Origin of the sequence: Bacillus infantis (assembly GCF_020171945.1) — a bacterium.
Taxonomy (GTDB): Bacteria; Bacillota; Bacilli; order Bacillales; family Cytobacillaceae; genus Bacillus_AB; species Bacillus_AB infantis_A.
Genome location: NZ_JAIVAP010000001.1, coordinates 676,545 through 697,635, shown reverse-complemented (window position 1 = coordinate 697,635; position 21,091 = coordinate 676,545). Strand labels below are relative to the sequence as shown.

At 44.4% G+C, this 21,091-nt stretch carries 23 protein-coding genes and 1 pseudogene; 15 read left to right on the top strand and 9 right to left on the bottom strand.

Translation table 11 applies throughout. From position 1 onward, the window contains the following. Positions 1-124: 124 nt before the first annotated feature. Positions 125-946, top strand: coding sequence for an STAS domain-containing protein (locus LCM00_RS03705; RefSeq protein ID WP_224897957.1), 822 nt, complete (start codon positions 125-127; stop codon positions 944-946). 49 nt (positions 947-995) lie between these two features. On the opposite strand, the gene LCM00_RS03700 is transcribed toward LCM00_RS03705, so the two are convergent. Next, a complete protein-coding gene (locus tag LCM00_RS03700) occupies positions 996-1,574 on the bottom strand; it encodes a helix-turn-helix domain-containing protein (RefSeq protein WP_224897955.1) in 579 nt (192 codons plus the stop codon). Positions 1,575-1,781: 207 nt separating this feature from the next. Here LCM00_RS03700 and LCM00_RS03695 point away from each other — a divergent pair, with 207 nt between their 5' ends. Together LCM00_RS03695 and LCM00_RS03690 are read left to right on the top strand one after the other, a co-directional pair. Further along, a complete protein-coding gene (locus LCM00_RS03695) occupies positions 1,782-2,891 on the top strand; it encodes an AI-2E family transporter (RefSeq protein WP_224897953.1) in 1,110 nt (369 codons plus the stop codon). Between the two features lie 421 nt (positions 2,892-3,312). Continuing rightward, the gene (locus tag LCM00_RS03690) at positions 3,313-3,498 is read left to right on the top strand and encodes a hypothetical protein (RefSeq protein ID WP_224897951.1); all 186 of its coding nucleotides are present in this window, start codon (positions 3,313-3,315) and stop codon (positions 3,496-3,498) included. A gap of 39 nt (positions 3,499-3,537) precedes the next feature. On the opposite strand, the gene LCM00_RS03685 is transcribed toward LCM00_RS03690, so the two are convergent. Continuing rightward, positions 3,538-4,698: a HAMP domain-containing sensor histidine kinase gene (locus tag LCM00_RS03685; protein WP_318247589.1), complete on the bottom strand. Its 1,161-nt coding sequence runs from the start codon at positions 4,696-4,698 to the stop codon at positions 3,538-3,540. Positions 4,699-5,126: 428 nt separating this feature from the next. Between LCM00_RS03685 and LCM00_RS03680 the strand changes: the two genes are divergently transcribed. From LCM00_RS03680 to LCM00_RS03650, 7 genes are all read left to right on the top strand, one after another. Beyond that, positions 5,127-6,035 carry an ABC transporter ATP-binding protein gene (locus LCM00_RS03680; protein ID WP_224897948.1) on the top strand — a complete coding sequence of 303 codons (909 nt, stop codon included), beginning with the start codon at positions 5,127-5,129 and terminating at the stop codon, positions 6,033-6,035. Then, on the top strand, positions 6,028-6,981 hold the full coding sequence (locus LCM00_RS03675) for an ABC transporter permease (protein ID WP_224897946.1): 954 nt from the start codon (positions 6,028-6,030) through the stop codon (positions 6,979-6,981). Before LCM00_RS03680 ends, LCM00_RS03675 begins: the two co-directional genes overlap by 8 nt. Positions 6,982-7,308: 327 nt before the next feature. Continuing rightward, positions 7,309-7,761, top strand: coding sequence for an HIT family protein (locus tag LCM00_RS03670; protein WP_224897944.1), 453 nt, complete (start codon positions 7,309-7,311; stop codon positions 7,759-7,761). Next, the gene (locus tag LCM00_RS03665; RefSeq protein WP_224897942.1) at positions 7,754-8,563 is read left to right on the top strand and encodes a protein phosphatase 2C domain-containing protein; all 810 of its coding nucleotides are present in this window, start codon (positions 7,754-7,756) and stop codon (positions 8,561-8,563) included. Before LCM00_RS03670 ends, LCM00_RS03665 begins: the two co-directional genes overlap by 8 nt. 40 nt (positions 8,564-8,603) lie before the next feature. Continuing rightward, positions 8,604-9,023 (top strand): hypothetical protein, encoded by a 420-nt coding sequence (locus tag LCM00_RS03660; RefSeq protein ID WP_224897939.1) that lies wholly within the window; start codon positions 8,604-8,606, stop codon positions 9,021-9,023. 149 nt (positions 9,024-9,172) lie between these two features. Then, positions 9,173-11,353, top strand: a complete 2,181-nt coding sequence (locus LCM00_RS03655) for a malate synthase G (protein ID WP_224897937.1) — start codon at positions 9,173-9,175, stop codon at positions 11,351-11,353. 276 nt (positions 11,354-11,629) lie between these two features. Further along, complete coding sequence (locus LCM00_RS03650) at positions 11,630-12,247, top strand: hypothetical protein (protein ID WP_224897935.1); 618 nt, start codon at positions 11,630-11,632, stop codon at positions 12,245-12,247. Between the two features lie 44 nt (positions 12,248-12,291). On the opposite strand, the gene LCM00_RS03645 is transcribed toward LCM00_RS03650, so the two are convergent. After that, positions 12,292-12,666 carry a nucleotide excision repair endonuclease gene (locus LCM00_RS03645; protein WP_224897933.1) on the bottom strand — a complete coding sequence of 125 codons (375 nt, stop codon included), beginning with the start codon at positions 12,664-12,666 and terminating at the stop codon, positions 12,292-12,294. Positions 12,667-12,854: 188 nt separating this feature from the next. Here LCM00_RS03645 and LCM00_RS03640 point away from each other — a divergent pair, with 188 nt between their 5' ends. Further along, positions 12,855-13,388: an RNA polymerase sigma factor gene (locus LCM00_RS03640; RefSeq protein WP_224897931.1), complete on the top strand. Its 534-nt coding sequence runs from the start codon at positions 12,855-12,857 to the stop codon at positions 13,386-13,388. Next, complete coding sequence (locus LCM00_RS03635) at positions 13,372-14,286, top strand: hypothetical protein (RefSeq protein ID WP_224897929.1); 915 nt, start codon at positions 13,372-13,374, stop codon at positions 14,284-14,286. Before LCM00_RS03640 ends, LCM00_RS03635 begins: the two co-directional genes overlap by 17 nt. A gap of 408 nt (positions 14,287-14,694) precedes the next feature. Here the strand turns inward: LCM00_RS03635 and LCM00_RS03630 are convergent, their stop codons facing one another. Together LCM00_RS03630 and LCM00_RS03625 are read right to left on the bottom strand one after the other, a co-directional pair. Beyond that, the gene (locus LCM00_RS03630) at positions 14,695-15,186 is read right to left on the bottom strand and encodes a GNAT family N-acetyltransferase (RefSeq protein ID WP_224897927.1); all 492 of its coding nucleotides are present in this window, start codon (positions 15,184-15,186) and stop codon (positions 14,695-14,697) included. 157 nt (positions 15,187-15,343) lie between these two features. Continuing rightward, positions 15,344-15,505, bottom strand: a pseudogene (locus LCM00_RS03625) (YozQ family protein); the annotation flags it as partial. A 105-nt stretch (positions 15,506-15,610) separates the two neighbouring features. Between LCM00_RS03625 and LCM00_RS03620 the strand changes: the two are divergent. Continuing rightward, a complete protein-coding gene (locus tag LCM00_RS03620; protein WP_224897925.1) occupies positions 15,611-15,781 on the top strand; it encodes a hypothetical protein in 171 nt (56 codons plus the stop codon). 643 nt (positions 15,782-16,424) lie between these two features. On the opposite strand, the gene LCM00_RS03615 is transcribed toward LCM00_RS03620, so the two are convergent. From LCM00_RS03615 to LCM00_RS03605, 3 genes are all read right to left on the bottom strand, one after another. Beyond that, on the bottom strand, positions 16,425-17,309 hold the full coding sequence (locus LCM00_RS03615) for a PIG-L deacetylase family protein (protein WP_224897924.1): 885 nt from the start codon (positions 17,307-17,309) through the stop codon (positions 16,425-16,427). Positions 17,310-17,459: 150 nt separating this feature from the next. Further along, on the bottom strand, positions 17,460-17,639 hold the full coding sequence (locus LCM00_RS03610; protein WP_224897922.1) for a hypothetical protein: 180 nt from the start codon (positions 17,637-17,639) through the stop codon (positions 17,460-17,462). 118 nt (positions 17,640-17,757) lie between these two features. After that, positions 17,758-18,132: a hypothetical protein gene (locus tag LCM00_RS03605; RefSeq protein WP_224897920.1), complete on the bottom strand. Its 375-nt coding sequence runs from the start codon at positions 18,130-18,132 to the stop codon at positions 17,758-17,760. Between the two features lie 147 nt (positions 18,133-18,279). On the opposite strand from LCM00_RS03605, the gene LCM00_RS03600 reads away from it, so the two are divergent. Continuing rightward, positions 18,280-19,095, top strand: coding sequence for a metallophosphoesterase (locus tag LCM00_RS03600; RefSeq protein ID WP_224897918.1), 816 nt, complete (start codon positions 18,280-18,282; stop codon positions 19,093-19,095). 272 nt (positions 19,096-19,367) lie between these two features. Here the strand turns inward: LCM00_RS03600 and LCM00_RS03595 are convergent, their stop codons facing one another. Further along, on the bottom strand, positions 19,368-20,183 hold the full coding sequence (locus LCM00_RS03595) for a helix-turn-helix domain-containing protein (protein WP_224897916.1): 816 nt from the start codon (positions 20,181-20,183) through the stop codon (positions 19,368-19,370). 135 nt (positions 20,184-20,318) lie between these two features. Here LCM00_RS03595 and LCM00_RS03590 point away from each other — a divergent pair, with 135 nt between their 5' ends. Next, positions 20,319-21,086, top strand: coding sequence for a sugar phosphate isomerase/epimerase family protein (locus LCM00_RS03590; protein WP_224897915.1), 768 nt, complete (start codon positions 20,319-20,321; stop codon positions 21,084-21,086). Positions 21,087-21,091 lie beyond the last annotated feature (5 nt).

Genomic DNA, 21,091 nt, shown 5'->3' with positions numbered 1-21,091 from the left:
AGTGCTGTACAAGCTCATTGGGACCCATTTCATTGGATGCTGCTTTAACTAATTGTCTCTGGAAGATGTCCCATCCTTTATAATGCGATATAATAGAGACATCGTAACTAGGAGGAATCGACACATGAAGCCATTTGACAAAATTTCTTCATATTTCAAAACTTATGCACAATCACTGGCAGATGAATTGGTGGATAGCATCATTCATGAATTTGACTTTGAGGTGCCGAAGGAAGAAATTCAAAATGCCAAAAAGACTTATGAATCTTTTATGAAGTTTATTGGGGAGTCCATTGTGTCCGAAACTGAGAAGATGCCTGACGGCTTGCTGGATTGGAGCAAGGAAAATGGAGAGCGGCAGGCAAAGAACGGCGGCCGCATATCGGACATTGTGATGCGCTATCCGGATTCCAGGCAAGTGTTTATTGACAAGGTGGCCATGATGGGGAAAGATTTCGAGTTAGGCATGGATGATGTAATACTCCTGATAAAAAAGGTCAATTTAATTCTGGATATCAGCATCAATGAAACGGTATTTGCTTTTGAACGATTTTCAGAATTCCTTCTGGAAAAAGCACAGGATGAGGTAAATGAATTGACTGCACCTGTTGTTCCGATACAAGATGGGATTGCCGTTCTCCCGCTGATCGGCTCAATCGATTATGACCGGGCCAAGCTGATTATGGAAAAAGTAGTCCCGGAAATTAAAAATCTTCAAATAGAATGCCTGATTATGGACTTTTCCGGCATTGTAAATATAGACGCGCAAATTGCAAAGTATGTATTTGATATCCGCAGTGTGCTCCGTCTTGTAGGAGTTAATACAATTGCTTCAGGGGTGCGGCCGGATCTTGCACAGCAGGCTGTTGCAGAAGGAATCGATCTGACCTCCGTACCAACCTTTGCAAATGTTAAACAGGCCATAGAAAGTCTTGAGGAACAATAATTAGAGAAAAGGGTGAACCGTGCTGGTTCACCTTTTTTGTGTACAGCATTTATCCGGATTGCCCATCAGGGTTTTCAGCCAGGGGGATTTTAGACAGTTCGGTTAGTATGGTGGCCGCACCAATAATTTGTTTTGTGCGATCAAAGAGTGGGTGGGCAAAAATCATATATGTATAAAGATGCTGGTCTGGAAGTGAAAAGGAGACTGTTTTCCGGATCGAAATCTGTTTCTCTATGACGGTTCTTTTCATCTGTCCATACATTTCTCCCCCTTTTCCAAGGCCGAGCTCATCGTCCCGTTTTCCTATGAGAGATTCAGGCGGGAATAGGGGATGGTAATTGAAAATCCATGTATATTTCAGCTCCATGTCACAGTGGGCGATGATCATGGGTGCAGCCTCCAGCGCATAACGGAAAGGACTTTCGTCATCCGCATTAAAGGCAGAAGAGTGGAAATTCAGGATCTGGGCTATCTTTTGCCTGATTTCCTCACTGGGATTCCTCACCCCGCTTTCAATTTGTGCATAATACGCCCTGTCGATGAACGCTTTTGTTGCCACAGTCTCCTGGGTGAGCTTTCTAGCTTTTCTAATTTTTATTAGCCAATCTCGTTTATGTTGTTTATGCATGGCTCTAGGTTATCATGTATCACTGGAAATGGGCGTGGCTTTTGAGACACAGGAGGTATATTTAATGAAGAAAAGGGTACATGAATAAATTACTAAAAAGAATCGGGCTTTTTTTAGATGAATAGAGCAGAAGTTAGAGAACGGATGAATGATGAAAAGGATGGGAGGGTATATGTCCTTTATACATAATGAAAGTGATGTGATACTTTGCCAAGCTCTAAATGGTTTAAAATCGGATACGGAATTATTATTGTGATGGTTATTATCTTCCTCGCAACTAAAATTGATTTTATTTTTACACCGATTGAAATTTTCTTTGAAACCCTTTTTATGCCTTTCCTTATCTCAGGGGTCCTTTATTATCTGCTGCGTCCGATCGTATATTTTCTCAATAGGAAAAAAGTTCCGAAAGTTGTGTCCATCCTCTTGATCTATCTGATCGTCATAGGCGGGGCAGCAGCACTGGTGTATTTTGCTGGACCCGAGCTGCAGCGGCAGTTTAAAGATCTGATGGACAATTACCCGCAGTATATAGAGGGGCTTAGAAATAAAGCAGATGAGCTTCAGAACAGCGCCTGGTTCTCCCGGTTCCAGGAAAATGATTATATTACCCTCGACTATATAACAGAACAGGTGAGCTCGTATTTTAAATCGAACTTCTCTGACTTGAGCTCCCGTCTGACGGGCGTGTTCAGTATCGTCACGAGCGTTGTCACCGTGATTGTAACAGTGCCTTTCATTGTGTTCTATCTGCTGAAAGACAGCGAAGGGGCTTCAAAAGGAATGGTCAGATATTTACCGTATTTCCAGGCTGCCGAGACAAGGAAAATCCTTAAGGATATGGATGAAGCCCTCAGCTCCTATATACAGGGGCAGGCAATCGTCAGCTTCATCGTCGGTGTAATGATGTATATCGGCTATCTGATCATTGGAATCAATTATTCTCTCATCCTGGCCATGGTGGCCATGTTAACAAATGTCATTCCCTTTTTAGGTCCATTCCTTGCTCTTGTACCGGCTGTCATCGTCGGGTTTACCATGTCGCCTTTTATGGCGCTGAAGGTCGTTCTCGTTGTGATAGTGGTCCAGCAGATCGACGGAAATGTATCGTCTCCGCTCATTATGGGGAGAAAGCTGGATGTCCATCCGCTCACCATCATCCTGATCCTTCTGGTGGCAGGCAATCTTGCCGGACTGATCGGCATGATCGTAGCGGTTCCCGCTTATGCGATCATAAAGGTTATCATCAGCCATGCCTACAGGCTGTATGTTTTAAAAAGAGCCGACCGTGAACAGATTATCCAGGTTGAAGATTAATGGTTTCAATCATGCAGAGAAACGGGAAAAGAATGGTACAACCCATACAACAGGAGGAAGCTGCATGAACCGTTATAAAATTGTATATAAAAACCGAGAGGACCAATTCATCAGTACAGAATTTTTTGCCGATTGCATTACTGACCTGATTCCACAGCTTACAAATCTTGAGAGGAAATTTAAGATAGTAGAAGTAAAGAATATGATGTACTCACAAAGAAAATGAAAAAAGCAGCGCTGAATGCCGGCGCTGCTTTTTCATGCTTATCAGCAGGAAGCGGAAGGACGGGAGCCGAATCTACTGTTATGTAAAAATAAGGGGGAAGAAGTATGGATTTCAGAGAAAATACCTTACAACAATCCAAATTAATATGGATGATGAAGAAATCTTGCCAATAAACTGAAAGAGCTGTCCCATTAAATGGAAGGAGTCAGAAAAAGCAATATGGAGGGAAATGCAATTTATCATTTAAGGACCAATATAATGCTGTTTTGTAAAACCTTGTATTTCAGGCTGAAATGGAGAGGTGTCTTTGCGGCAGGAAGGGAGCGCCTTGAAGAGTTTGTCCGGTGGCTTCATTTTGAAGTGTATGGGGAGGAATTCTAAGAAGGGCAGACAATAAGAGGAGAAGAATCAGCTTCTCCTCTAAAATCTTTCATTTTTTGCAGAAGGGCTGAAAACAGGGAAAGAAAAGTAAAAGGTGGTGCCTGCCCCGACTTTGCTTTCAACTTTGATTGTGCCCTTCATAGCTTTGACGATGCTGAACACAACCATCATCCCCAGGCCAGTTCCCTTTGAGCCTTTGGTAGAATAATAAGGCTCGCCGAGCTTTTGCAGCTGTTCAGGAGTCATACCGACGCCAGTATCTTTCACGGATATCGAAATATGGCTTTTCGTATAATTGGTCTCGACAAGGAGGTCGCCGCCTTTAGGCATCGCTTCAATGGCATTTTTCAGGACATTGAGAAGCGACTGGTGAAATTTCTGCCGGTCTCCTTCTATGGAACCAAGGAGGGCAAAATTGGCTGTGATCCTGACAGAATTCTGATTCGCGAGAGGTGTCAGAATGTTGATAACCTGAGTGATTTCTTTTTTTACATTGATTTCCTCAATATAGTCAAGGGAGGGCTTTGTAAAGGTCAAATAATCTTTTATGACCCTTTCTGCGGATTCAAGCTCACCTTTAACGATATTCAGATACTCTCTTCTTTTTTCAAGGGGCTGCGGGTGCTCAATCAAAAGCTGTACAAAGCCGGCAGCAGCTGTCAAAGGGTTGCGGATTTCATGTGAAATCGCAGCACCCATCTGTTCAACTGCCTCCAGCTTTTCCGTTTTGATCAGTTTCTTCTTGAGTTCAAGATCCTTTCTGACGTATTCGATTATATAGGATATCATTGCAACCCCGACAGTCGGAACCGCCAGATGAGCAGCCCAGGCATCAAGCCTGCTTTCAGGGGAAGACCATATCTCCATAGCGATGACTGTCACTACGCTTAAAATAACAGTCAAGAGGACCGAAAAGGCAATCCTTTTTTGCGGAGGCTGTATTTTAAATTTTGGATAAATGCGCCAGAGTAAAAATGCGAGCGGCACATATAAAAGAACATTGAGCCAGAAACCGGTGCCAATTCCAAAGAATGAACGGAAGACAATGGCAATGACGCTGAGCCAAGGGCCAAGGCCAGCATACAAGCCGCCAATCAAAACCGGGATGAGCCTCAGGTCAAACTGGAAATCTGAAGAGGATTTAAAGGAAAACTGCAGGCTCAGCCAAAGCATCAGTGATAGCCATATAAATGACGACACGCGGGAAAAAGAGATCTTTTGCCTTCTCTCTGACCAAACCAATGAGAAAAAAAGAAGAATGATAATCAACGCCAAATTGAAAAACAAGTGCCTGGTTATTTCCATTTATTTCACCGCATTTTTGTATGTATATTAAAAATATTATAATTTTTTGTCAAAAGAAACAATACAATTAGCATAATTTGACGAATATATTAACAGTTTTCAGAAAATTGAACGGGTATTGGCGCTTTTTTTTACACGAAAAGCTTTTATTCCATGGCGGGCTGGGAGATTGATAGACTGCATCTTGCAGGGCAGTCTGGTTAGTCTATCAAAGGATCAGAATGCTGAAAAAGGGAGGGAATTTTAAAAACTCCTAAAAAAATGAACCTTTTTCCAGCCTCTTCCGTATTATGGTTAGAACGAGAATGATAGGAGGCGCAGTATTGAAACCCATTTTGAAGCTGGACAATGTAAAAAAAGTGATTAAAGGAAAAGAAATCATCAAAGGACTCAGTTTCTCAGTAAACGAAGGAGAGGTATTCGGCTTTCTCGGACCCAATGGAGCCGGTAAAACGACCACAATCCGGATGATCGTCGGTCTGATCGGGATAACGGAAGGTGACGTGATGGTCTGCGGGAAAAGCATCCGCAAGGACTTTGCCGGTGCCGTGAAGAACATTGGTGCAATTGTAGAGAATCCGGAAATGTACAAGTTTCTGACAGGCTACCAGAACCTGATGCAATATGCACGGATGCAGAAGAATATTTCGAAAAAGAAGATTGACGAAGTAGTTGAGCTGGTCGGTCTGCAGGACCGGATCCATGATAAGGTGCGCACTTATTCCCTCGGAATGAGGCAGCGGCTCGGACTGGCACAGTGCCTGCTTCATGATCCGAAACTCCTGATCCTGGATGAGCCGACGAACGGCCTTGATCCTGCCGGGATAAGGGAAATCAGGGACCACCTGAAAATGCTCACCAGGGAAAAAGGCATGAGTGTTATCGTATCGAGCCACCTGCTTTCAGAAATGGAAATGATGTGTGACCGGATTGCCATCATCCAGGATGGTCAGCTTGTAGAAGTACAGCAGGTGAATGATTTTGTTCAGACCGGGACAGTTTACGCTTTTGAAACAGGCGATCCCAGTCAGATATTCCCTCTTTTAGAAGACAAATATGCTATCGTCCGAACAGCTGATGGATTTACTGCGGGCTGTACAAGAGACGAAGTGCCCGTGATCATCCAAAGCCTTGTAGAACAGGGAGTTGCAGTGTATGGAGTAAAAGCTGCTTCGCAAACACTGGAAGAAAGATTCCTTGAAGTCACGGCAGGAGGTGCTAAGCATGGGTAATTTAATTAAAAACGAATGGATAAAAATCTTTAAGAGAACAGGGACACTTGTCATGATCGGCCTTGTAATCTTTTTTACTATGGTCTATGCCGGCTTTGAGAAATATGACCAAAGTAAAAATGGCAGCCAGGAGCCGCAGGGTGACTGGAAGCAAACGATGGAAGAGAGTATTAAAAATGATAAAGTCCAGATGGAAGAGAACTTTAATTCCAATCTGGATATGTTTTATAAAAGGGAAATTGCCATAAAGGAATATCAGATTGAGAATGATATCCCGCCTCAAACGGAGTATTCGGTATGGTCTTTCGTCAATGATGCCCAGGCATTAATTTCCTTTGCGGGACTTTTCACCATTATTGTAGCAGCAGGCATTGTCGCTTCTGAATTTTCATGGGGAACGATCAAGCTTCTTCTGATACGGCCGATCAGCCGTTCGAAAATTCTGTTGTCCAAATACATAACCGTTTTCCTATTCGGGCTGTTACTCCTGGCTTTGATTTATGGACTGTCCACATTGCTCGGTTTGATCCTGTTCGGGCTTCCGGGAGAATCGATCCCTCACCTTGCCTACTCAAATGGGGAGGTTGTTGAAAAAGGCATTGCCGGACATCTGGCAGTTTCCTATCTGCTCGCAAGTGTTGATGTACTGCTTGTAGCTACAATGGCTTTCATGATTTCAGCCGTTTTCAGAAACAGCTCGCTTGCCATCGGCCTCTCCCTGTTTCTCCTGTTTACAGGAAGCACGGCAACCGTTATTTTGGCAGGGCTCTTCGATTGGGCAAAGTATATCCTGTTTGCCAACACAAACCTTACCGTTTATTTTGATGGCGTCCCGCCAGTTGAAGGGATGACACTCACCTTTTCGGTCATCGTACTGCTTGTGTATTTTCTCATTTTCCATGCCCTTGCCTTCTGGCTTTTCAATAAAAGGGATGTATCAGCATAAAAGGGGAGCCGGACATTTTTTGTCCGGCTTATTTAGTTAGCAGCTTTATTGACTAACTGAACTGGGGGCCATCAAGGCTGAAAAAAGAGAAACAGAGGGTGTTAGTCAAGGGAACTACAGCTCTCTAAGCTCCCAAAAGAGAGATAGAGAAGAAATAGAGGGTGTTAGTGAAAGTCACTGGAGCCCTCTGAGCTCCTAAAGAAAAGCAGCTGTGGCCATTTTTAATGGCAGATGCCTCTCCTTCGGGGAAAAAACCTCTAATATCAGAATATATAGACAACCGTCAACAAAAGTTATATTATACCAATTACCGAAGGAGGGGAAAAGATGGGAGATTGTTTTATTTGCGAGAAGCATCAGGGAAAAATCAAAACTTCAGGAAGCGTAATCTATGAGGATCAGTTTGTTTATGTCGGACATATTGACGGAGGCGGAAAGCCCGTTTATCTTGGACATTTGATGATTGACTTGAAAAGGCATGCACCGATGCTGGCGGATTTGACGATGGAGGAAGCTTCGGCTTTTGGGAAATCTATGGCGAGGATCAGCCGGGCCTTGAAGGAGAGCGAGGGGGCAAAGCATATTTATTCTCTTGTATCAGGAAATAGCGTCCCTCATCTCCATATGCACCTGGTGCCGCGCTACCCGGGAACCCCGGAAGAACATTGGGGGCCAATGAGTGTTTATGATTGGGAGCTGGCACCGATGGGAGACGAAGAGGCGGTCAGCAAAATCTGCCGCAGAATCAAAACTTACCTGGAGGAGCAGAAACATGATTGAAATTTGCTGGACTGGGCTGGATGCTCCTTATTTGGATGATCCAGATGTCAGACAGGATGCCCATATAACGGTAGGGCGGTTTGGCGGAAATACAGCTGCCGGCCAGTATAAAAATGAAGATGGCTGCCTCGTCTGGGCTGATGAAAATCGGGAATGGGAGTTTGCCATCATCCTGGATGCACATGAATCAGCAGAAAGTGTATACCTTGTCCTTCAGCAAATTCAATCGAAAAAGAAAGACATACTAGATATACTGCTGCTTCCAGCACATACAGCAATACCTGGTGTGGAAAAATTTATATTATCCCTCCTGGCTTCTGAAGAGTTCCGGTTGGAATGCAGCAAGGTAAAAGGTGAAACTGCCTGCCTGTTTGCTTTCCGGAAAGGGCAGTATCTTTGGTGGCTGTCTATCGGTGATTGTGTGCTTTTCCTCTTTCATCCCGAACTGGCGGCCATGGGTCAGCATCAGCTGAACCAGCGGCAATTTTTTGAATGGACAGGTAGGGTCAATGCATTTGATCTGCCTGTTCCTTGTTATACAACAGGGAGGAGGGAACTCAGAGCAGGCGTAAATACCATCTTCCTTACGACCGATGGCCTCCTTGAATGCCCGGGAATGCCATATGAAGACCCGGAAAAAATCATGGCGGTGCTGAATGGGCCTTCAGATGGACAGGGTGTAAAAGAAATGCTGGAAGACATAAAGGCGCATAATGTCCGTGACAGTACAACGATCATCTCCTGGGAAGCCTGTTCCTTCCACAGGCCCTTGATGCCGGGAAACCTTACAAGCAAGGGATAATTTTCCGCAGGATGGGCAACATACAGGCGGAGGGCTGCCAATGGCCAAGTTAAAGCATATACAGCAGGATACCAATATCGAAAGCTACTATATAACCTTATGCGATGTATATTTTTATCATCTTCCCGGAGAATCAGAAAAGGAAGAACAGCGGCTGGAGGCGGCTGTTGAAACTTTATCGAGCCTGATATTTCATGCCATCAGCATAGACGGCACAACAATCAGAGAAATGGATAACAGCCGGTATGAGAAGGAGTACAAGCGGTTCTATACTGATATTATGATGGCGATCAGAGAGTGTTCGCAGAACGAAGTGGACTTTAGCGAATTTCTCGAAATACTGGACGAAATCATCAGCGCCGCCATTCTGCTTTCCAATGCCTTTGAAAAAATTGATAGGGTAAAAGAAGAGGCCGCACAGGAAGATGTTGAAGAGGAAGAGGAAGAGGAAGAGGAATGACCGGTTCTGGATAAGGACCGGTCTTATTTCCGCTTGTAATGTTTGAATTTTAAGAAAAGTGATTGTAAAGACTTCTTTTGTTGTGCTATTCTGTACTATAACAGATTAAGGAAGCAGCATTGCATAAACAGAACAAAAGGAGGATAAGGATGGCAAATTATCGAAAAATCGGACACTTGCTGGTGGATGAAGCTCTGCTTCAATTTTTACAAAAGGAGGCCCTTCCCGGGTCCGGCCTGGAAGAAAAGGCCTTCTGGAATGGTTTGGAAAAGCTGATTGAAGAGCTAACTCCGGAAAATAAAAAACTTCTGGCCAAAAGGGAGGAGCTGCAAAGGGAGCTTGACCAGTTTCATTCTGAACATCGCGATGGCTTCAGCTTTGAGGCTTATAAGCAATTCCTCCTGGATATCGGTTATTTGCAGCCGGAGCCTGAAGAATTTCAGATCAGCACGAAAAATGTGGATGACGAGATCGCTCTGCAGGCAGGTCCGCAGCTGGTTGTGCCGGTCAATAACAGCAGATACAGCATTAATGCGGCCAATGCCCGATGGGGAAGCCTGTATGACGCTTTATATGGAACAGACGCGATCAGTGGTAAAGACGGAGCAGAGAGATCAGGCAGTTATAACCCTGTGCGCGGCTATAAAGTAATAGAATTCGCAAAGGGGTTTCTTGATCAGGCTGCCGCACTCGACGTTGCCTCCCATAAGGAAGCTGTCCGGTACTCAGTCAAGGAAGGCAGTCTGGTAATCACTTTGAAGGATGGGTCATCTTCAAAACTTAAAAATCCTGAAGCTTTTGCCGGTTACAGGGGAGATAAAGACCTTCCCGAAGCAGTATTGCTGAAGCATCATGGACTTCATTTTGAAATCCAGATTGACCGTGCTTCTGATATTGGAAAAAGTGATCCGGCGGGCATAAAAGATATTCTTATGGAGGCCGCTGTTACAGTGATTATGGATTGCGAGGACTCAGTTGCAGCTGTTGATGCAGAGGATAAGGTGCTCGTCTACCGGAATTGGCTTGGTTTGATGAAAGGGGAGCTCAGCGCCGATTTCTCAAAGGGAGGAAAAATCATAACAAGGAAACTGAACGGTGTCAGGCACTATCATGATCCTGAAGGCAATCAATTTTCCCTGCCAGGCAGATCGCTTCTGTTTATCCGCAATGTCGGCCATCTGATGACCAATCCGGCAGTTCTGGATAAGGAAGGAAATGAAGTGCACGAAGGAATCCTTGATGCTGTCTTTACGGGCCTGGCTGGGAAGCATTCTCTCTTGCAGAAAGAGGAGCCCTCCAACTCCAGGAAAGGGTCGATTTACATTGTAAAGCCAAAGATGCATGGGCCGGAGGAAGCCGCATTTGCAGGGAAGCTTTTTGATAGAACAGAGGATTTGCTCGGGCTTGAGAGGAATACCCTGAAGATCGGACTGATGGATGAAGAGCGCAGAACCTCACTGAATTTAAAAGGATGTATAAAAGCAGTCAAAGACCGCATCGTGTTCATCAATACAGGCTTCCTTGACCGGACAGGGGACGAAATCCATTCAAGCATGGAAGCAGGCCCGATGGTGCGTAAAGGAGAAATGAAAAAATCCAGTTGGCTGCAGGCCTACGAAGAGTCCAATGTTTCAGCAGGATTGTCTGCCGGCTTTTCAGGCAGGGCACAGATAGGCAAAGGCATGTGGGCCATGCCGGATAAAATGAAGGAGATGCTTGAGCAGAAGGGTGCTCAGCTCATGACAGGGGCTAATACTGCCTGGGTGCCGTCGCCATCGGCGGCCGTCCTTCATGCATTGCATTACCATCAGATCAATGTGAAGGATATCCAGCAAAAGGGGTTGCAGCGCCAGGCACAGTATAGGGATGAAATGCTGTCAATTCCTGTGGAGGCCCAAGGATCATGGTCTCCTGAAGAAATCCAGGAGGAAATTGAAAATAATGCCCAGGGGATTCTGGGCTATGTGGTCCGCTGGGTGGAACAGGGCATCGGCTGTTCGAAAGTTCCGGATATTCATGATGTCGGGCTGATGGAGGACCGTGCTACCTTGAGGATATCAAGCCAGCATCTGGCCAATTGGATCCATCATGAAGTGGCCTCAAAGGAACAGGTGATGGATGCGCTCCAAAAAATGGCACGGGTAGTAGATGCACAAAATGAGAATGAGCCGGGCTATAAAAGAATGTCTGATGATTTCAGCACTTCTGTTGCATTCCAGGCGGCCTGCGAACTGATTTTTGAAGGGAAAAGTCAGCCTAATGGCTATACAGAACCTATTTTGCATAAAAGGAGACTGGAGGCGAAATCGAAACAGGCAGTCCGCCACTAAGGAGAAAATAATTAGTTAAGTCAGTACGCCGCTCACTCTATATCAACGGGTTCCTCAGCGAAAAAAGGGAGGCCAGGGTGCTGCCGAACTCGCCAATATGATGGGTATAATTAAAAGCTCTTTTAATAGAATCCCGGCTTCCATAGAACAATATGGCTATGTCCCTGTTGCTGAAGTTCATCTGTGGCCTGGTCTGGGCATGTCTAAATAATATTGACGTTTTCAGATTACCTCAGGTAAAATTTAGCTATTCTTACAGAAACTGAGGGGATTTTGTTGAAGCAATTGAAATTGTCATTATTTTTGGCAGGCCTGATCATGATAAGCGCTGCCTGTTCCGGAGCAGGGGAAAGTGAGTCAGCTTCTGATAAAAAGGATGCAGCTCCTTCAAAAAATGCAATAGAGGCAGTGGATGCTGCAGGGGAGAAAACTGATGCTGAAGAGGCGTCAGAGAAGGAAAGCTTTATTGCCAACGGAAAGGAATGGCAGCTTGGGTTTTCCGATTCTCAGAACGGGCTTTTTCAGGAATTTGTCCTTGCAGGAGAAACAGTCGATAACTGGTCTGAGCTGATTACAGTCCACCGCTATAGCAATCCGAAAGAGGTGCCTGTGCAGGCATATGCAGCCCAAGTTAAAAATTCTCTTGAGCAGTCTGTATCCGGTGACCTCCACTTTGAGGTTCTAAAAGAGGATGCTCATAATCTTTATTATGAATTTCAGCTGACCGGAGATCCTGCCCATCCGGATCAATATGAAACAGCCAGGATTCAAAGCGAGGGCGGAGAAATCTGGTTCCTGCATTATGCCATTAGAACTGGCGGTATGGCTGAAGGAGAAAAAGAGGCCTGGCAGAATATATTATCAACAGATGACTTGAAAAGCTGGGTTAAATAGGACAAAAAAACGAAGCAGCGATGCTTCGTTTTTTCGTTGGCATATTATTTATAAAAAACTTTTTCTGTATTATATTTGGCCTGGAGAGTATTGATGATATATGTCTCATAAATTTCCCTCTCCATTGGGTCTTCTACATAAATTAGGGCAATTTTGTACACATCATGGCGGACATCTTTAATTGGTGAAACAGTGTCTTCAAAATGCTTCTTTACACGCTGCCTCAGCTTGCGCGCTTTTCCTACAAACATCAGGTCCTCATTTGAATCCAGGAACAGGATCAGGCCGCCTTTATCCCGGGGGATGCGGTGGTAATCCGTAAAGCCGTAGAGATTGCTCAGTACGGAGGATGTTTGTTCGTCGGCATGCTTGTTTTTAGTGAGAGTCAAATCCGGATTTGGGATTTCAATTTTTATCATCTTCAGTCACTTCCTTTTCTTTAACTTGTAAATGGTATCATACCGGAAGCCTGATATCCACTATATCCTGATTATTTTACCCTTATATCAAGGATAAAAAAGGTTTTTCAATTTTTCTCTTCTTAAAGTGTCACAGTTTTCTCTTAAAGGCGACTAAGTATATAGAATATGTAAAAGCAGGTGAGTGTGTGGGAAATCACAAGGAAAGGCTGATTCTTGAATGGTATGAGCAATTCGGAAAAGAGCTGTTCCGGTTTGTTTGGATCATGCTCGGATCAAAAGAGGGATGCGATGATATTGTCCATGATACTTTTCTGAAAGCCTGGTCGGCTATGGATAGATTTGAGGAGAAGTCGTCTGTAAAGACATGGCTGTTCGCCATCGCCCGGCATCAGGTGCTTGATGAAATCCGCAGACGGAAAAGGAGAAGGATTTTCCTCGGAAGATTGGCGGAAAGCCATATCCCATCCGGTTTGGATGTACAAAGGGTTGTGGAGCTGAGGGAGGAAGTAAAGGAACTGTTGGAACAGATTCAAGAGCTGAAGCCCAACTACAGGATTGTCATTATTTTAAGCAAGGTAGAGGAATGCACCTCTAAGGAGATCGCTGAAATCCTGGGATGGTCGGAAGTGAAGGTCCGCAAAACAGTCTCGCGAGCCATACAAGTGCTGAGAAAGGAAAATCGGCTGAAAGGAGGCGATGGAATTGAAAGATCAATATGATGATGATCACAAATGGAATGGTCTGCGTGAGCTTTTGCCTGGCGAAGGTGAAAGCGAGCAGTTGAAAAGGAGTATCATGCACTCTGTAAGGAAGGGGAGTCAGGCTGGGCCCAGGTTTTTCAGGGCAGGTTCAATTGCAGCGGCATGCCTGCTTATCATTTTTTGCAGCGGTCTGCTTATACTTTCCCGGGAGGATTCAGAACTGTCTGAAGATGCTCCTTTTATTAGCTTGAAAGGACACCCTTTTAAAATGGAGCTGCCGGGGATTGAAGTGAAAACAGCTTCCGGGAAAGTTGAGTTTTTCAGGAGAGGGGACGGAACGGAAATCAAGGCAGGCTATGGTGAAAACATAACAGAGCAAGACATGAACAGCCTCATATCTTCACGCTCAATGTACGTGAGGCAGAAACTCGAGCATTTCCCTTATAAAACCATGATGTATATCGAGCATGTCAAAATGATGGATACGGCTCTCCGCTATCATTTTTTCATCCAGCCTGAGGGTAAAGACCTGGTTTATTTCACCTTTGATTATCCCAAATTTGAATATGCAGAAATATTCCAGGCTATTGCCAGCTTGCGATTCAAGGACGTAGAACCATATATTCATCCGGAGCCCCTTTATGTCAGGCACGGATATGGAGAACTATTATATCCGGTGGGCCTGACGCCGGTCGCTGTCAGTTCCGGGTATGAGGAGTACCGGTGGGAAGAGGCTTCGAGCCGCAGCTTTTCGGATTATTTAAAAGCTTTGGAGAGCAGTCCTGAAGGATGGGAGAAACAGGAGTCTGCGGGCAGTTCCGCTGATTATATATCCCGTTCCGGACTTGTGGAAGTAGCCATCCGCCTGGAAGGCGATATACTCACATATACTATTCACTATAACAGACAGGAATAAATGCTTTTCGTTTCAGTCCCCTGCAATTTTTATAAATACTGGAAGCCCCGGCCTGACGGTCTTTGGGGCTTTTAGCATGTGGTCTATAACTGGTATAGGTGCCTGTCACCTAAAAATTGACAAATTTTGTAGTTTTCATTTTTGTAAAAAGGGTAAAGAGTAGTAAATAATTCAAAATTGTAAGAGGGCGATTATGAACAGCATAGAATACTACATTTTTTTAGAGGAAATCCAACGGATGAAAAAAGAGTATAACAGATGTAAAGACAAAAATTTAAAGACAGAAATTGTTAAGGATATCGAGCTGTTGCAGCATGCAATTAACTGCGTAAGATAAAATGAAATCGTCTAAACCATGAGTTAGGCGGTTTTTTGTTTTTTATAAAGCCGGCATTTTGCCGGCCTTTGTCATTTTTTGAAGAAATACTGATAAAAAAGGACATCCTGCCATTCCCCGAATTTAAAGCCGACTTCCTTGAAAATGCCGATATAGCGGAAGCCCAGCCTTTCATGTAGCTTAACGCTTGCCGCATTGCCGGCAGTGAGCCCGCTGATGATGGTATGGTAGCCTAAGCTGGCTGCGCGGGAGAGCATATCCTCCACCAGACCCGTACCGATCCCTTTTCCCCTAAAGCGGGAAGATATGTAGACAGAAAGCTCTGCTGTTTTTTCATATGCCTGCTTGTCGCGGAATGGTCCAATCGAGCAATAGCCGGCAATGTGGCCATCTGCCACTGCAACTGTCAGGGGATATTTGCCGCCGTACTTATTAAACCAGGCAATCCGCTCTTCCAGACTTTGTTCTTCAAGGTCAAATGTTGCTGTCAGTGTGCGGATTGCTTCATTATAAATATAGAGAATTTCCGGCAAATCTCCAATTGCTGCTTCGCGAATTATCATTTCATTATCCCTCCTGGTACTTATTTTAAAAGAGCAGAAGATGGAGGGGAAGTTAATTGTCTTATTTCCTGGCGATGGAAGGTCTGTGGATTTATCAGTTTTACTATGCCTGCATCACAAAATAGAGCTGCTTGCGGAGGCAAGCAGCTCATTATGCCTATTCCTTCAGCTGATCCACGGTTCCCTCATTATAATCATCCCCGACTTGTTCATGGGTTTCAGCGAGACCCTGCTCCAGCTGGGAGTTACCTTTATAATCGGATGGATCGAAGTATTTGGCGGCAATTTGCGTTGTATCCGGTTGGTTTTGCTTATTGTTTTTCAATCGTCCCGCCTCCTTTCATCCATAGTATAAGTCAATTCTGAACAGATTATTTGATTAGAGGGAAAGTACATAAATGGAATCATTAACGGGGAAATTACAGTGGAGAAGGAGAGCCTCATAGCTAAAAATCAAAAGGGCGAAGACCGGACGAACGATCTTGGAAGATTCGCCGGAATATCCAGGGAATACGACTTTGAAACAGGAGCGCTGGATACAGCGGTGTACCGCGGTGTACCGCAAAGTCAAAAGAAGAGTGACAAGAAGAAATAATACTTTAACATAAAGGGATTTTTTATTGGGGAGAGCGGCCTGCGCCTATTATTTTGTAGCTTGGGCTAAATAGTGGTTCCAGCGGAGCTTGGTAGAACCGCTATTTTTGATTTTGGATGAAATAGTGGTTTCAGCTGCGCTTGGTAGAACCACTATTTCTGATTTTTGATGAAATAGTGGTTCCAGCGGGGCTTGGTAGAACCGCTATTTATGTTTTTTGATGAAATAGTGGTTCCAGCGGAGCTTGGTAGAACCACTATTTCTGATTTTTGATGAAATAGTGGTTCCAGCGGAGCTTGGTAGAACCGCTATTTATGTTTTTTGATGAAATAGTGGTTCCAGCGGAGCTTGGTAGAACCACTATTTATGATTTTGTCTGAAATAGTGGTTCCAGCGGAGCTTGGTAGAACCTCTATTTTTGATTTTGAATGAAATAGTGGTTCCAGCGGAGCTTGGTAGAACCGCTATTTTTGATTTTGAATGAAATAGTGGTTTCAGCGGGTTTTGCTAGAACCGCTATTTTAAATTTTTTCTAAAAAAGTGGTTCCAGCGGGGCTGTCTAGAACTGTATTTTTGAATGGCTGCAGGACAAGTTAGGTACTCGCGTTTAATGCCCTTTCTTGCCGCTGCTTAGGCATTTATTTCATTCCCGATCGTCTGACTCAGCCAGGTAAAAGTACTCCCGGTCAAAGATGCGATAGTAGATAGATGCCGGTATTTTATCATAGTACGGCTGGACACTTGAAATCACTTCTTTTTGGGTCCGATGGGCAAGGAGGACTTTTTTTCGTGCAGCAGCTTCAGTTGCCATTGGGAAAGCGATGTCCGGCGCCGGAAGACCTTTGCTGGTATCTTTCGGATACTTCTCCTTGAAGGTTGGGGAGAGCTTAAGCGCCACTTCAATCATCGGCTTGGGCAGTGTAACCATATAATGCCTTTTAACAGGAGAATTCCCCTTAGAAAGCTCTTCCCTTGCCACTTCCCGCACCAGCCTGCCGGTGACCACATGGTCTGGATGCCCGTATAAGCCTATTTCATCATCATAAGATATCAATACCGTCGGCTTAATTTCAGCAATTAAATCTCTGATAACCTGTTTGATTTCCTCAGTATTCACTTCATCTAAGCCTCCATCCGGAAAATCATACATCTCCAGAAGGTCTGCGCCAATGATTTCAGCAGATTTCTTCATTTCCTTTGTGCGTTCAGCACCAAGCTTATCCCTCGGGACAATCCCACCATCAGGGCCTGCTTCGCCCCTGGTGAATACAGCGATTGCAGTGAATGTATCCTTCTGTTTCCCCAGCTTTGAAAAAGTTCCGCTGACCATAATTTCATCGTCCGGATGAGCAAACAGTGCAAGCACTCTTTTCGGCTCATCCTCCGGGAAAAGCGCCTGTGATACAGGTACTTCGCCTTCATTGACATAATAGTTGGCATAAATGATAGCAGAAACAGATCCCAGTAAAACAAAGACGAAGAGGATTACCAACAATATTGCCAGCCTTTTAAGTGTTTTGCTCTTCATACCAGACCGATCACTCCTTAAACATTGTGCTAGTCCAGTATATGAGACAACGGTTAAAGAGATGTAAAAAATAATAAGTAGATAAATAGAGTTCCATTCCTTAATCGGTATATAAAAAGAGACGCAAGATTTGCGCCTCCTCCCACAGCTTTATATACTTTTCTTCATTCCGCATTTCCGGCATTCACGTAGAAAAATAAAGTCCTTCACCGAGCTTTTAAACAAGGTATTATCGCAATTATCGCATCTCCCGCTTTTAACATCAGGATAATCCTTGTAGTCATACACAATACTTGTATCAAATCCTTTTAATTCGCTTGTTTCAGACATGTTTATTCACCTGCAAGTTGATTTTTTATCTTTTTATCTTAGCAAACTTGCAGGTTTTTCGGTAGGTTTAAATGAAGACCATATGAATAAAAAAGTCCAGTAACAAGCAATTGCCGATTTAAGCACGTTTGACTGCCATTCTCTCTTTCTTAATCCCATGCCAAACCAAAATAGATCCGCCAATTACAAACAGCGGCTCAAGCCAGTTGGCTTCAGGCCCGTTAGTGATCCGGTGAAGCTGGAAGATCCAGTGAAATACGGCGATGTCGAAGCTCAGGAATAAACCTGCTGCCGCTGTGAATCCATTGAAAAAGGCAGCAGAAAACAGCCGGTGGAAAATGAGCATCAATACGCCCAGTACACAGACGCCAAAGAATACAGCCCCGATCCGTTCCAGGCTGGTTTCGGCCTTAAGGCCATAAGCAAAAGCGTCGATCAGGTGGAACAGGTTATCAGCAACAATAACTCCAATAATAATGCCAAGCAATCTCATAAAAACACTCCTTCCGATGAACCAGAAAATACTATTGTACTATCTTTTCTGGAAAAAGGGTCATCGTTTTTTCAATACTTCCTCCAACTTCCACTAGGACTTAGGGGACGAGCCCTTTATACTGGTTAACTAGGAGGAGATGTGCGAATGTCATTATATTTTTTCTTGATCATTTCTGTCTACCTTGGTTATTTACTGTTTAAAGCAAATAAAAATACGAGCAAAGTAGCTGTCAGGACAATATCGGTTGAACGGCCGGATATTGTGCTTGCCGGCAATAAAATAAAGATTCTTCATTTATCTGATCTGCATCTGGAGAATATTTCAATCAGACCAAAAGAACTATATGAGCTGATAGCCGGAAAGGATTTCGATCTGATTGCCCTGACGGGGGATTTCATGGACCGAAAAAGGAGTTTACCGAAGCTGGCCCCCTACCTACAAATGCTTAATAAACTCGAACCTCGTTATGGCATGTACGCCGTTTTTGGCAATCATGATTATGTACTGAAGGGAAAGAATTTTGAGGCTCTGAAAGAGATACTCGAGCAATACGGGTGCAGGACGCTTCGGAATGAGCATACTGTCATTGATATAAATGGAGAAAAGTTAAACATTATTGGAATTGATAATTACAGTACCAAGCATCATAATGTGGCCCTATCTTACCTTAGTGTGAAGGAGGGATACAATCTGGTGCTTACACATGATCCGAACGTGGTCCTTGAGATGAAGGACTATAAATATGATTATCTTTTATCCGGCCACTTCCACGGCGGCCAGATTCACTGGCCGAAACCGTATCATCTGGCTAAAATGGGAAAACTGGTGCGCATGAATATGGTAAAAGGCCTGCACTATCATAATGGCATGCCTTTCTATATCAGCGAGGGGCTGGGACAGACAGGGATTAATATCCGAATCGGCAGCAGGCCGGAAATCACTGTTCATGAAATTGCATAATTAGGAGGGCGCATGAGGAGCATGCGCCTTTTTGATGTGTTGAGGGAATGTTGAGGCTTTCTAAAACGGTCTGTAACCTTGCATAGTACTCTATATTAGTGGCATGGGGCACTCTGCGGCCAACAATGACTGTGCAGAGTGCTTCATATAAGTAACAAGAGACACTCTAACACCAATAGATCAAATACAGAGTGCTTCATAACAGTAACAAGAGACACTCTAAAACAGGTAGAATGATAAAAGAGTGCCTCAAAACCTCCCACCAAATACCCTCAGCTCTTCACTCTCCCCATCCCTCCATATTCCATCCGCCGATACACCCCTGGTGCTCTCCCGTGCATTTTGCTGAACACGCGGTGAAAATAAGGGTAGGTGCCGAAGCCGCAGTCTTCTGCAATCTGCTCCAGTGTCATGGTGGTATATTTCATCCTTTCCTCTGCAGCAGCCAGCCTGATTTCCATGGCATATTCCATGATCGTCTTTCCTGTGCTTTCCTTGAAAAGATGCACAGCACGTGAGACGCTCAGCCCGGCATGGTCAGCGGCTTCTTCTACTTTAAAAGAGGAAAGGGCATGCTCCTCGATGAACCTGAGCATCCTTGTGACTGCATATGGTCTGTGGCTTGAAAGAGACGTTTCTTTCAGCGCTCTTTCAAGCGAGATGCAGAGTGAGCGGAGAAGATAGTCGGATAGTTCATTATACTCTTCCTTAGAGGGCCGCCTTAATTCGATGATCAGATGCCTCCACAGGGAAAGCAGCCTCTCATCAGCGTCAATCCGTGCTATATCCGGTTTATTAGATCTTTTCCACCACTCTTCGATCCATTCCCCCTCACAGATGAGGTGATAGTCTCCGCTCAAAATAGCCTTATCAGGGAGCAGGCTGTCGACCATCAGTTCATAATGGTCCCCAGGCTTGATGAGCAGCAGGTCTCCTTTTTCCAATTTCCTGCGATTGCCTCTGACGATCGCTTCGCATGCTCCTTCTGTCTGCAGGCGGATCAGGTAGGAAGGGTAGCCGGACTTATGATGAGAATAAAAAGGCTGTGTATGGTATGAATAACCGCAAAACAATGTATCCGTTTTCAAAAAAAGACCCCCGTCACTCAAAATAGCAAAATAGTGCATGTTTTAATCATATCATGAATGTTCAAATATTTGATGGTCACTTATGATGGAATCAAATAGTTTATTTTAAAAATTTGAGGAAGCGAGGGGATCAAGATGTCGGGAATACCAATTGCAGTACAGCTCTATACACTTCGTGAAGAAACGGAGAAAGATTTTGCAGGTACCCTGAAGAAAGTGGCAGAACTCGGTTTTGATGGGGTGGAATTTGCTGGTTTTGGAGGGCTGAGTGCAGAAAAAGTGAAGGAATTGACTGACGATCTTAATCTTGCACCGGTATCTGCCCATGTCCCTCTGGCGGACCTTAAGGACAACCTGGACAATGTGATTTCCAATCTTAAAACGGTTGGAATTCAATATGCGGTTTGCCCTTACCTTATGCCGGATGAGCGGACAGAGGAAAGCTATCAATCACTCATTCCCCTGCTGAATGAAGCAGGCCGGAAGCTGAAGGATGCAGGAATCACATTATGCTACCATAATCATGATTTCGAGCTTGAAAGATTGAGTGACGGGAGGATGGCGCTTGAGGCCATTTTTGATGACAGCGACCCCGGACTGCTCCAGACAGAACTGGATGTCTACTGGCTGGCAAAAGCAAAGGAAGATCCGGCTGCCTGGATTAAAAGGTATCAAGGCAGGTCACCCCTTGTACATCTGAAGGATATGACCAGAGATGAAGAACAGTTCTTTGCAGAGCTTGGAAAAGGGAGCATCGATCTGCAGGAAATTCTCAGTCTTGGAGATGAAGCAGGAGTAAAGTGGTGGGTAGTAGAGCAGGATGCAAGCCGCCTGACGCCATTCGAAAGTATTGAAATAAGCATCAATTACTTAAAAGAACAATTTTCCACTAAAGGAGTTTGATACTA